At 65.3% G+C, this 11189-nt stretch carries 13 protein-coding genes and 1 pseudogene; 3 read left to right on the forward strand and 11 right to left on the reverse strand.

Translation table 11 applies throughout. From position 1 onward, the window contains the following. Genes G1H10_RS20775 through G1H10_RS20785 form a run of 3 tightly spaced genes read right to left on the reverse strand, consistent with a single transcriptional unit; the run spans position 1 to position 2749 of the window. On the reverse strand, positions 1-825 hold the full coding sequence (locus G1H10_RS20775; protein WP_216853495.1) for an ABC transporter permease: 825 nt from the start codon (positions 823-825) through the stop codon (positions 1-3). A 32-nt stretch (positions 826-857) separates the two neighbouring features. Next, positions 858-1688: an ABC transporter permease gene (locus tag G1H10_RS20780; protein WP_163741290.1), complete on the reverse strand. Its 831-nt coding sequence runs from the start codon at positions 1686-1688 to the stop codon at positions 858-860. Next, complete coding sequence (locus G1H10_RS20785; RefSeq protein WP_216853496.1) at positions 1685-2749, reverse strand: ABC transporter ATP-binding protein; 1065 nt, start codon at positions 2747-2749, stop codon at positions 1685-1687. The genes G1H10_RS20780 and G1H10_RS20785 overlap by 4 nt, the downstream gene beginning before the upstream one ends. A 72-nt stretch (positions 2750-2821) precedes the next feature. Between G1H10_RS20785 and G1H10_RS20790 the strand changes: the two genes are divergently transcribed. Then, positions 2822-3469: a TetR/AcrR family transcriptional regulator gene (locus G1H10_RS20790; protein ID WP_163741292.1), complete on the forward strand. Its 648-nt coding sequence runs from the start codon at positions 2822-2824 to the stop codon at positions 3467-3469. Here the strand turns inward: G1H10_RS20790 and merB are convergent. The 5 genes from merB to G1H10_RS20815 all read right to left on the reverse strand — a co-directional run bounded on the left by merB (position 3466) and on the right by G1H10_RS20815 (position 6581). Next, positions 3466-4128 carry an organomercurial lyase gene (merB, locus tag G1H10_RS20795; RefSeq protein WP_163741294.1) on the reverse strand — a complete coding sequence of 221 codons (663 nt, stop codon included), beginning with the start codon at positions 4126-4128 and terminating at the stop codon, positions 3466-3468. The genes G1H10_RS20790 and merB overlap by 4 nt on opposite strands. Positions 4129-4235: 107 nt before the next feature. After that, positions 4236-4664, reverse strand: coding sequence for a MerR family transcriptional regulator (locus tag G1H10_RS20800; RefSeq protein WP_216853497.1), 429 nt, complete (start codon positions 4662-4664; stop codon positions 4236-4238). Positions 4665-4717: 53 nt separating this feature from the next. Then, positions 4718-5230 carry a hypothetical protein gene (locus G1H10_RS20805; RefSeq protein ID WP_163741296.1) on the reverse strand — a complete coding sequence of 171 codons (513 nt, stop codon included), beginning with the start codon at positions 5228-5230 and terminating at the stop codon, positions 4718-4720. 384 nt (positions 5231-5614) lie between these two features. Then, positions 5615-6001, reverse strand: coding sequence for a heavy metal-responsive transcriptional regulator (locus G1H10_RS20810; RefSeq protein WP_246219763.1), 387 nt, complete (start codon positions 5999-6001; stop codon positions 5615-5617). 28 nt (positions 6002-6029) lie between these two features. Next, entirely contained in the window at positions 6030-6581 is a 552-nt protein-coding gene (locus tag G1H10_RS20815) for a hypothetical protein (protein ID WP_163741300.1), read from the reverse strand. A gap of 410 nt (positions 6582-6991) precedes the next feature. Here G1H10_RS20815 and G1H10_RS20820 point away from each other — a divergent pair, with 410 nt between their 5' ends. After that, a complete protein-coding gene (locus G1H10_RS20820; protein WP_163741302.1) occupies positions 6992-8347 on the forward strand; it encodes a dihydrolipoyl dehydrogenase family protein in 1356 nt (451 codons plus the stop codon). A 342-nt stretch (positions 8348-8689) separates the two neighbouring features. Here G1H10_RS20820 and G1H10_RS35105 read toward each other — a convergent pair whose 3' ends face one another. Continuing rightward, positions 8690-8881, reverse strand: a complete 192-nt coding sequence (locus G1H10_RS35105) for a sortase family protein (RefSeq protein ID WP_376778645.1) — start codon at positions 8879-8881, stop codon at positions 8690-8692. A 27-nt stretch (positions 8882-8908) separates the two neighbouring features. Between G1H10_RS35105 and G1H10_RS35110 the strand changes: the two are divergent. Next, positions 8909-9303 (forward strand): annotated as a pseudogene (locus G1H10_RS35110) (L-histidine N(alpha)-methyltransferase); the annotation flags it as partial. A 189-nt stretch (positions 9304-9492) separates the two neighbouring features. Here G1H10_RS35110 and G1H10_RS20830 read toward each other — a convergent pair. Together G1H10_RS20830 and G1H10_RS20835 are read right to left on the reverse strand one after the other, a co-directional pair. Further along, positions 9493-10335 carry a Crp/Fnr family transcriptional regulator gene (locus G1H10_RS20830; RefSeq protein ID WP_216853499.1) on the reverse strand — a complete coding sequence of 281 codons (843 nt, stop codon included), beginning with the start codon at positions 10333-10335 and terminating at the stop codon, positions 9493-9495. Between the two features lie 20 nt (positions 10336-10355). Continuing rightward, the gene (locus G1H10_RS20835; RefSeq protein ID WP_163741304.1) at positions 10356-10808 is read right to left on the reverse strand and encodes a hypothetical protein; all 453 of its coding nucleotides are present in this window, start codon (positions 10806-10808) and stop codon (positions 10356-10358) included. Between the last annotated feature and the right edge of the window lie 381 nt (positions 10809-11189).

The raw sequence follows: 11189 nt of genomic DNA on the forward strand, positions 1-11189 counted from the left end.
TCAGTAGCTGCCGAGTGTGCCCCGGCGCTTGGCGGTGCGCTCGCCCAAGCCGAAGGCGAGGATGCCTGCGCCCAAGTACGCGAACGACACCACGAGCAGCGGCACCAGCCCGCCGATGCCCCAGAGCGAGGTGATGGACTCGCCGGTGAACAGCGCGGTGTAGAGGCTGCCGACACTGTCGGTGAGGGGAAGGGCATGGCTGGCATCCGCCCACCAGTCTGGTACCTCGATCAGCGGGATCGCACTGGCACTGAACAGCATCACCACCGTCAGCACGGTGTCGTTCACCAGCTGTATCCGCTTCCACACCAGGGTCGCTCCGGCGATGATGAGGGAGAAGCCGATCCCGGCCAGCATCACCATCGCCGCAGGCAATAACGCGGCGGCGTTCCAATCGATGCGGATCGGGACAAAGGGGGCGACGATGGCGAACGTGCCGGCGGCCACCACCAACGTCTCCAAGAACGCCGCGACCACGCGCCCGGCCGCCGCGACCAGCCACGAGGGCAACGGCGAGAGGTAGACCTGTTCAATGGTGCCGGCCTGGATCTCGGCGAGTAGCCGCCAGAACATCTTCACGACCTGCATGTAGAAGAAGATGAAGGGGATGAACCAGACCAGCAAGATGGATGTGGTCTCGCTGTCCAGCGTCCACTCCACTTCCCCGGCGGCGATGTCGCCTCCTTGGCCGAGCAGCGGGCCGAGCAGGAGGATGAAGACGCCGAACATGGGTAGCTCGATCAGGATCTGCAGGCGCTCGGACCAGGCGAACCGCAGCCCTTTGCGCACCTCGTTCCCTAGGGCGATCAAGAACCTGGCCATCATCGAGAATCTCGTACTCACGGGGGATGCGGTGTTCATCGTGGGCTCAGCCCTCCTTCACGTTGTGCGCGGCGAACGTTGACCCCGTAGAGAACCAGGCCCAACGTGGTGAGGACGACGGTGTGCACCAGCAGCCAGGGCAGCGTGCCGTCCGACCAGGCGGTGGAGAGTGGCTCACCGGCCAACGTGGTGTTGAGCACCTGCACGCCGAGCGCGGTGGGGATGACCCGCACGACGTTCTCCAGGACGTCGGGGAACATCGCGATGGGTACGATCATGCCCCCGAAGAACATGATCGCCATGTTGAACACGTGAGTGATAGCGCCGATGCTCGCTATCCGCACGGTCAGGGCGATGATCAGCAGAGCGTAGCCGAGCGCGTCGACAAGCGTGAGCACCACCGGTACCGCCATGGATGGATGCGGCTGATAGTCCAGGCCGAACCCGATGATGAAGACAGTCCCAAGCACGGCCGCCACGACCAGCCCAGGAACGGCCAGCGCTGCGACGCGGCCCAGCACCTGCGCCTGCGCCGACGCCGGGCTCAGCTGCACCTGTTCCAGCGTGCCACCGTTGATCTCCTCGGCGATCCCGCCGCTACCGTCGACGGCAGCAATCGACGCGACGACAACCGCCATGAGCGCCGGCAGGGTGAGCAGCATCAGCTCCTCGACGATGTGCCCGCCGCCGATGAAGAAGTTGATGCCCAGATATAGTGCGGCGTTCATGACCAGCCCGACGACCACCATCGATCGCCGTCGCCACGCCAGCAGTAGGCCCTTCGCGGTCTCGTTCGCAGCAAGCCGGACTTGAAGCCCTGCTCCGGCACCGGGACGGATGAGCGTCGGCTGGGAGAGAGCGGTCATGACGTTGTCTCCTTCGCCTGAGTCGGCTGGTTCGCACCGTCGTCACCCACACGGTCGTCGTCGCCTACGCTGTCGTCGTCGGCGTGGATGAGCCGGAGGAAAACCTCCTCCAGGCTGGGCTGTGCCCGCGCCACTGACACCAGCGGCGCTCCAGCCGCCCGTAACTGGGCTAGCAACGCGTACAACGTGTCTTCGTCGGTGTCGCGCAGCGTGACCCGGGTCTCGTCGTCATGCGGCTCCGTCGTGGCGCCGTCAGGCAGAACGCGCGCGAGAACATCGAGCGAACCTGTGGCGACGCGCACCTCGAAGCGATCCTCGGCATGCCGAGCCAGCAGTTCGGCGGTGGGCAGGTCAGCGATGATCTCCCCTTCCTTGATCACCGCGATCCGGTCCGACAGCTCCTGAGCCACCTCCAGCTGATGGGTGGTGAGCACGATCGTCTTGCCCTCGTCCGCGGCCAGGTGGGCGATCCAGTCCTTGAACGTCCGCGCCGCCTCGACATCCAGGCCGAGCGTCGGCTCGTCCAGGAGGAGGATCGGCGGGTCGGTGATCAGAGCCGCCGAGACCGCGACCTTCTGCTGCATGCCACGTGAGAACGAGCTCACGGTCTCATTGCGCCGCTCCCACAGGCCCAGTTCGGTCAGCAGCCGCCGCGCGCGCGGCTTGATCTCGCCACCGCGCAGACCCTTTAGCCGGCCGAAGTACATCAGGTTCTCCCACGCCGACATGGGCCAATACACGTTGCGAGACCCTTCGAGCACGGCTCCGATCTGGCGCACCGCGTTGCTGCGATCTCGCGCCACGTCATGCCCGCCCAGCCGGATCGTCCCCGAACTCGGCGTGACCAGGCCACCGAGCATCTTGATCGTGGTGGTCTTCCCCGCCCCGTTCGGGCCGAGCAAGCCAATCACCTGGCCCCACGGCACCGACAACGTTGTCGGCTTCACCGCTGCGAACGCCTTCTCCCCGCGCCCATATACCTTCCCCAGGCCGTCCAGCTCTATCGCCGCATCAGGTCTGGTACGAGCCCTCATGTGCTCGTCAACCACTGTGGTAGGCACGATATCCCTCCAAGACTTATGCCATAAGTTTCGATGTGGCGACGCTAAAACTTATGGTGTAAGTTGTCAAGAGTGACGACGACATCCGCCTCGACTACCGACACCCGCACACCGCTGAGCCGGGAACGGATTCTCCACGCTGCCCTCGACTACATCGATCAGCACGGGCTAGAGGCACTGAGCATGCACAAGCTCGGCGCCGCGCTCGGCGTCAAAGGCATGTCGCTGTACAACCACGTCGCCAACAAGGACGACGTCCTCGACGGCGTCGTCGACGTGCTCTGGGCGGAGGTTGAGAACGAGGCCCCACCGGACGCAGACTGGCGGGCGGGTTATCGGCGCTTTGCTCATGCGCTGCGCGATACCATGCACCGCCATCCGAAGGCCGCCGCGCTCATCGGTTCGCGACAGGTCATGCCCGAACCCGCATTGCGCTGCGTTCAAGCGCACATCGCCGCCGCCGTCGACGGCGGTCTCGCAGAAGAGCGCGCGTACGCATTGCTGCGCACGATCAACTCGTACGCCCTCGGCTACGCCTTCGCCCTCCTCAGCTGGGGCCTGGGCGGCCCGGGGTGCGCACCGTCCATCAGCCACCTGCTACGCCCGGGCACCTCCGACGAGCTAGCCGGCGTGGCCGAGGTCTTCTGTGGACAGTCCGATCCGGACGCCGAGTTCGAGCTCGGCCTCAGCCTCATGCTCGCCAGCACCGAACCGGATTAGCTCGGTTCGTAGCGCAACAGTGCGGTCGCCAGCTCACGAGCGACGTCGAAACCGTCGTCCATCTCCAGCATGACAACGTCGTCCCGCCCGGACGCCCACATGTCGCCCTCGGCCCGCGAGCGGAAGAAGAAGCTGTGGTGACAGAACGTGCCCCAGATCGCCGCCTTGGAGCTCATGTCCACCTGGTCCGTGTCGCGCGCGGGCCAGCTGATGACCGCATACACCGGATCCAGGTCAGTGATCCCGGAGGGACTGACCCTCAGCCGCACGGTTCCGCCCGAGCCGGGCGCCTGGGATTCCACGGCGATCTGCTGGTTGAGCACGAAGGAAAAGATCAGCGTGTCCATCGCGCACCAGGCCCACATTCGCACGCCATCGACGCTCATCTGGTGAGCCGTCGGGTTGTAGGTCACCCCCAGGCCGACGATGTCGCCGTCCTCGCCGCGTTCCGTCCACGCTTCAAGCAGCTCGTCGGCCTGTACACGATCGACGCCGAGATCGGCGACCACCCCACGAGCCCGCTCGCGGGTTACGGGGCCCTCCTGCGCAAGCAGCCGCAAGGTGCCCACCAGTAGTCGGGCCGGGCCTGGGCCGAGATCGAGCCCGCCGCCAGGTGTGGTCAGGTCGCTCAGAGCGAGTGTCGTGTCTGCGCTGGTCATCGCCTACGCCTCCGTACGTGAGATTGGCTGTTCGGCTTTCGGCGTCGACGCTACGGTCTGACCCCGGGGTGAGGGTCAAGCCTCAACGCGCCAAGCCGGCAAAGCTCTCACGCCACGCCGCACCGGGGATCGTCTGCCCAACATCTGCTCTCGCCCGCCAGCTCAGCCTGGTGGGCCGCCTCGAACTCATCGATCCGGGCCAAGGTCTGCTGCAACTCGGCGATACGCGCGTGAATCCGATCGCGCGACACCTGCAGCCGCTCGGCCAGACGTGGCCCTATCGGCCCGCCGTTGCGTTCCGGGAAGGTTCTCGCCAGCTCGCGGATCTCAGCCACGGTCAGCCCCAGGCCGCGCAGAGTCCCGATCCACTGCACACACCACAACGCATCGGAATCGTAGAGCCGATAGTTCGTCGCGCTGCGGCCGATCGTGTAAACCAGGCCCCAGTCCGTGTACTGCCGCAATGTCTTGATCGGGACCCCCGTCTGCCGGGACAGCTCCCCCACGGTCATCGCGCGGCCGCCATTCGTACGCATGGCCGGGATGCTAAAGCTTCCATTTCAGTGGAACGTCAAGTGCTCGGCCGCTGTTAGGCGCCCAAGGTGCCGCTCAGCTCCCGCAGAGCTGTTTCGATTTCGGCCACGATCGCCGAGTCCGACGGATCGACGTGGCGGTCGAGCGTGACCTGCCACACCGTCTGCTCCGAGCCAGGAGCCCGGCGAGCTCTCACCCGCGCACCGCCCCGATCACCGAGGGATACGTGAGTGGTGAGCAGGATCGTCGACGCAACACGCTCCCGCGCCAGCTCGACCAACGGGCTGCTCTCGGTCAGCTGCAGCGCAATAGGCCGCGGACGCTGGGGCGTGAGGACCGCTAACTCCAGCACGTTCCGCGACTCGTCCCAATGGACCCGGGTGACCTGTTCCCACCCGATACGCGTCCACGAGTGGTCAGCATGCTGATACAGGCTTCGCTCGGTAGGGACGAGCCAGTTCCCGGCGACATCGCAGAGGATGCTGAGAACATGCTCGCCCTGCGCCAACGGGATCTGTTCCAGAATCTCGGCGCGGACCCGGCGTCGCTCCGACACCCCTCGGTCCATGTGCGCCACGCCTCCCATGGCCTCGCGATAGGCGCGGGCACGCGTCGGCGACGCCGACCTCGCGCCCGCACGACACACGCTGCGACAGCAGGAGCGGCGGCCGAACGAACCCGCGAGAACGTGCCAGCACCGCACCGGAACAGATGACCTGGGCCATGATGACCACTCCCTCACGAGGGCTCCGGTCGGCAATCGATTGTCGTAGCACCATGGTGATCACGCCTGACCGACAGCCATCAGTAATGACGCTCACGTACGGCCGCCCTCGGTTGCCCGAGCCGTCGCCACGCACGACATCCAGCGATGGAAGCCTGCACCGGACATCTACCGCCACGCCGCTCATCCAAGATCAAGTAGCTTCGATATAGCGGTCGCGGCAGCGCCCTACTGGTGTTGGATGAGTTGGCCGTAGCAACCGTCGTCGGGCAGCTCACCGGCGCGCTGAAGCAGCGCCCGCAGTTCCTCGCGGGCATGTTGCATCTCCGCGATCCGGCGGTCGAGCTCGCCGAGGCGCACATGGGCGACGTCGAGCACGTAGCCGCAGGGGCGCTCGCCGCGTTCGCGAAGGGCGAGGACTTCGCGGATCTCGTCCAGGGTGAGATCCAACCGCTGGGCCCGGCGGATAAATGCGACGCGTTCGACATCGTCCTTGCTGTAGATGCGACATCCGGCGCTGCTGCGGTCGACGTCGGGCAACAGGCCGATGGACTCGTAGTACCGGATGGTTCTCGTGTTGACCCCAACATGTTCGGCAAGCTCACCGATGCGCATCACGTGCTCTCCTTCAAAGCCTGGCTCATCAGCTGACGCACCGCGTGCGAGGACCTGGTCCGCACGACCTTCGAGACGTAGTCCGACAGCAGGTGGTACGTCGTGATGAACACCGCGACGGCGAAGAAATGCCCCGCCGGGACTCATCGCTGACAAACAGACCCAGCAGCCCTCCGGCCAGCCCTGCGAACACCCCGAATTCCAGCAGGACGTGCTGGTTGAGAATTCCGCGGCGCAACGACGCCCACGCCATCCTCTTGACGAACCACGCGGTGACGAACATCGTCTCCAGCGCGAGAGCGAACATCACCCACGTCAGATATGGATGCTCCAGCACCGTGAAGGACGGTTCCATCCCCAGGAACATCAACACCGCGGTGATCCCTGCGAGCGCACCCGCCACGATCATCCGGTTCCGCGCGATGTGCAGCTCGCTCTCTTCCTCCTCGAAGGAGCGGACCTTGTCCGGGTCACGGTAGGTGTAGCCGACCTGCTCCAGCGTCCGCCGCAGCTCATCCTCACTCACCACGTCCGGGTCGTAGCGGATCAGCCCTCCTCGTGCGCCAACGACACCCGACATCGTGCACACCCTCCATCCGCGAATACGCCTTGCGGATGGTGCTCGTGCAGAACGAACACGACATCCCGCCGATCTTCATCCGGTAGGTCGCCTCGCCCGCATCAGCAGTGAGTTCACTGGTCGCGTGCTGATCCTCGGTGTAGTCATCGTCATCCTCTCCGGCCAGGCTCAATCCACCTCTAGCTCTCGTGCCACGGTGAACCTTCCAGTCGCTAGAAGGTCAAGGTCGGTCAAGCTGATCTCTGTCATCTCGCTGACAGTTCCAAGATCAACGTCGTTTCCCGCATTCCTCCCCGGGTAGTCGTCGGCTGGACGGCTATTCGACCGGCTCAGCGCGCTGGGTACGGCTTGGGCCAGCAAAGCACCCGATCTGTTGTCATCGAGAAGAGGAGAGTTGGTGTTAGCCGATCATGTCGGAACGGTTTGACGCGATCGTTGTCGGTATGGGGCCAGGAGGCGAGGTCGCCGCCTCCGAACTGCTCAAAGCCGACCAACGGGTCGCCATCATCGAGCGGGAACTGATCGGCGGAGAGTGCGGCTACTGGGCATGCATCCCGTCGAAGACTCTGCTACGCCCACCCGAGGCCCAGCACGGAGCGGCACAGGCCGCCGGCGTCGCCACCCCCGCCCTGGACTGGCCACAGGCCGCGGAGTATCGCGACACCATGATCCGTCACCTCGACGACAGCGCGCAGGTATCCGGCTACCAGGACAAAGGTGCCACGGTGGTGAAGGGACCGGGTTCCATCACCGCGCCAGGCACTGTGGAAGCCGACGGGCGCACACTGCAGGCCGAACGCATCATCGTCGCCACCGGCTCTGATGCCGCGGTGCCACCCATTGACGGCCTGGATCACGTCGGGGCCTGGACGAATCGGGAGGCCACCACGCTCACCGAGATACCAGTGCGCTCGCTTGTCCTGGGCGGCAGCGCCGTCGGTGTCGAACTGGCACAGATGCTCGCTCGGTTCGGATCCCACGTCACTCTGGTCGAACTCGCCGACCAGCTCGTACCCGGCGAAGAACCCAAGGTCGGCGAGCTGAGCGCAGCATTCCTCCAGGACGACGGCATCGACATCCGCGTCGGATCCGGCGTGGACCAGTTCACGCGCAATGGCTCGTCCACCACCGCTCGGCTCAACGACGGCGCCACCGTCGACGTGGACCAGGTGATCGTGGCAACCGGACGCACCGCACGCATCAACGGGCTCGGCCTGGACGCAGTCGGGATCAACGCTGACCAGAAGGGCATTCCTATCGACGACCGATGCCGGGCAGGCGACGGTATCTGGGCCATCGGAGACGTCACCGGCATCATGCAGCTCACCCACGTGGCCAAATACCAAGCACGCATCGCCGTCGACAACATCCTCGGCGGAAACCGCCGGATCGACTACGCAGGAATCCCCCGCGTCATCTTCTCCGACCCGGAGATCGCCGCTGCGGGAATGACCGAGCAGCAGGCGAACGAACAAGGCCACCACGTCGCTCACGTCACCGTCGAGCTGCCGAAGACCCTCGCCCGACCATGGACATACGAAAGCGAACCCCGCGGCGAGATGGGCCTGCTTGTCGACACCGGAGAGGACGTACTCCTCGGCGCGTGGGCGGTCGCCCCGCTGGCCGGCGAGTGGATCCACCTGGCTTCCCTCGCGATCCGGGCCAGGCTCGGCGTCGACCACCTGCTCGACTTCGTCGCGCAGTTCCCCACCTACACCGAAAGCTACCTCTTAGGTGTCGAACAAGCACTCAAGCGCAAGCCGTGACCCGTTCAGTGAGGAGGACCTGACACCGGCCACCGCTCACACAAGCTGTACGAGACGACCACCGACCGAATCGCCGGAGCGTGCGGCTTCTGCGCTCGAGCGTTCGACGCCGAAGAGAGTCTCGAACACGCGCACGTCGACCTCCTCAAGGAGTACGACGACCACCCAGCGCCCGTCAGCTCGTGAACTCCGGCACCAGGTGATCACCTTCTGAGCCGACGGCGCCGCCGACGCCGGCGTTGTTCGATTCCCGGCTTGCCGTCGGGCTTCCCGACCACGAGGGCAGTCCTGGCCCGGCCATCCGGGTGCCTTTCCAGAAGGACCCTCCACCCAGGCGTACATCTAGCGTTCCTCCACACTGACCAACGTTCCGGTCGCGTGCACGCGGTGCGAAGACCCCCACCGCGGCCAGCATGTGGTCAGCGTCAGCCGCTCCTCGGCCGGCTCGACCCCGCTGGCCTCGCCCGGAACCGGATCGGCGACCCAGGTGTCCTGGATCTCGATCTTGTTGCCGTCGGAGTCACCGTCCGGCACGTCGTCGAGCTCGTACGTGAAGACACCGTGGTCAAGGACCTGCGACGACTCATCGCCGCATACGACGACGCGTCCGGCGTCACCGTCGCCTTCAACCGCAACGTCCTGCACGTGATCAACCGCTCCCTCGGCGCCGACTTCAGCCCGCATTCCTTCGACCACGTGGCCGCCTGGAACGCCACCGGCCAATGGATCGAGATGCGGCTCAGAGCCAAGTGCCACCAGACCGTGAGCATCCGGGGCCTCGAGCTCGTCGTCGACTCGCCGCCGGCGAAGAGATCCGCACCGAGATCTCCGCCAAGTTCCGACGCGATAAGGTCGCCACCGAATTGGCAACCGCGGGATTCACTCTCACCTCATGGTGGACCGACCCGGCCGGCGACTTCGCCCTGTCGCTCTCCAGACCCGCCGACATCCAGTAGCCACCCGGGCAACTCATCGCCTGCCCCGATGTCGACACGTGAATGGCCTGGCCGCCGAGTGGGCTTTCCGGTGGAGGTGACGGCCAGGTCATCAACCATCCTCCGCTGCCTTGCGCCGGCGCTCAGTAACCACGATCACACATCGGCAACCACTGCCCTCGGGTGGCCGGGCGCGAAATCGGGGACGGTTCAATCGCCTGCAGCGGCCTCCAGCCCCGCCACGTCGACGACGGTGATCCGCCCCCGGCCGAGTCGCACCAAGCCTCGCTCGGCGAACTCGCCGAGCACCTTCGTGGCGGTCTCTCGCGACGTGCCGACCAGCGCAGCCAAATGCTCATGGGTCAGGCTGATCTGCCGCCCCCGCGACAACATGGTCGAGCGTGGACTGTCCTGCGCCAACGTGCACACCGTGGAGGCGATACGCTGCGGAACGCTCTTGAACACGCTCTCGGTCAGCCGCCGTTCCATCTCCCCCAGCCGCCGGCCGAGCGTCTCCGCGATCCGGATGGCGATGCGCTGATCCGCCAGCAAGAACGTATGCACGTCCGCTTTACTCATCACACACACGACGGACTCGTCGATCGCCTCGGCGAAGTTGTCATACATCGACTGGCCGAGCAGCACCATCTCGCCGAAGATCGTTCCCGGCGTGATGATCGCCGTCGTCAACGCCCGGCCGTCCTCCGAGACACGGAACACGCGGATCCGGCCCCGCTTGAGAATGAACAGCGTCTCGACCGGGTTGTGCGGCGAGTACAGCACCTCGCCCGGCGCGTACGTGCGCATCGGCGCGTTGTCGGCGATGATCTGCATCTCGGCATCCGACAGATCGCAGAAGATGTCGACCTCGCTCAAGCACCAGGTTTTGTCGAGCGCGGCCGCACGCTCCATCTGGCTCATCTCCTCGCGCCGACCCGGTGCCCACGGGGGAGGACGCTCGCCCCATCGCTGCCTGTCCAAGGCATCGATCCCTTCAGCCAGACAATACGACATCGGGACCTCGTCGTCACCGCCCTGTACCAACCTGCTCATGGGGCGCGTCCTCCGATGGTCTACCGCCGCGCCAGCTTCGGTACCAGCAGCACATACACCACGGCCAGCAGCAGGCCATAGAACAGATGCCCGACGAAACTCTGCCACTGCGGGTCGCCGATCTCGAAGATCATCTCGTCCATGCCCAGCCACGCCGGCATGATCCACAGCGCGCCGACCAGCCACCACGCGACGCCATACAGCAGTCCCAGCAGTGCAGCCGGTCCGAGGCTGTCGATCCAACGGAAGAACAGGAGTACGAAGATCGCTCCGAACAACGCCGAGTTGAACAGGTGCACGAGCCACCCCACACCCTCTGAACTGCTGTTGATCAGATCCGCGACCATCGGCATCATGCCCATCGCCTGCATCAGAATGCCGAATCCCACACCGCCTACCAGGCCACCGACGATGCCGGCTCCCACGCGCATCGGTAAGCCGACCTTGGTGGACGTCGTCTGTGCGTCTGCCATCACTGAACCTCCAGCCACTCGTTGATCCCTCCAGTCCAGCGACGAAGCTACGCCGACGAGATCGATGCTTCGGTGATCCAGCACACACACAACGGCTTCAGATCCGTAAGCCCAGACACGCAAAGGCTGGGCTGGACGCCCATGACACGCCCGAGAACGGGCACATATGTTGGCCGCTAACCCAAGACGCCGTCAGCCCGTGAGCAGATAACGTGAAAACGCCCTCGAAGGAAATCCTCCGAGGGCGTCTTACCGGGTCTTCGGATCTCAGCGGGGAGGCCGTCCTTCGGGGCGGCCTTCTTTGTGTCCTGCGTGGCTTGTGCGGATCGGGGACGAAGGTGCCGCAGTCTTTGATGTGTGAAGAACAAGTACCGTGACACC

Origin of the sequence: Phytoactinopolyspora halotolerans, assembly GCF_010550675.1 — a bacterium.
GTDB lineage: Bacteria > Actinomycetota > Actinomycetes > Jiangellales > Jiangellaceae > Phytoactinopolyspora > Phytoactinopolyspora halotolerans.

Coding starts and splice junctions, on each gene's coding strand:
- G1H10_RS20775 (WP_216853495.1), bottom strand. CDS start 825: ATGATGGCCAGGTTCTTGATCGCCCTAGGGAACGAGGTGCGCAAAGGG.
- G1H10_RS20780 (WP_163741290.1), bottom strand. CDS start 1,688: ATGACCGCTCTCTCCCAGCCGACGCTCATCCGTCCCGGTGCCGGAGCA.
- merB (WP_163741294.1), bottom strand. CDS start 4,128: ATGACCAGCGCAGACACGACACTCGCTCTGAGCGACCTGACCACACCT.
- G1H10_RS20800 (WP_216853497.1), bottom strand. CDS start 4,664: ATGCGTACGAATGGCGGCCGCGCGATGACCGTGGGGGAGCTGTCCCGG.
- G1H10_RS20805 (WP_163741296.1), bottom strand. CDS start 5,230: ATGGACCGAGGGGTGTCGGAGCGACGCCGGGTCCGCGCCGAGATTCTG.
- G1H10_RS20810 (WP_246219763.1), bottom strand. CDS start 6,001: ATGCGCATCGGTGAGCTTGCCGAACATGTTGGGGTCAACACGAGAACC.
- G1H10_RS20815 (WP_163741300.1), bottom strand. CDS start 6,581: ATGTCGGGTGTCGTTGGCGCACGAGGAGGGCTGATCCGCTACGACCCG.
- G1H10_RS20820 (WP_163741302.1), top strand. CDS start 6,992: ATGTCGGAACGGTTTGACGCGATCGTTGTCGGTATGGGGCCAGGAGGC.
- G1H10_RS20830 (WP_216853499.1), bottom strand. CDS start 10,335: ATGAGCAGGTTGGTACAGGGCGGTGACGACGAGGTCCCGATGTCGTAT.
- G1H10_RS20835 (WP_163741304.1), bottom strand. CDS start 10,808: ATGGCAGACGCACAGACGACGTCCACCAAGGTCGGCTTACCGATGCGC.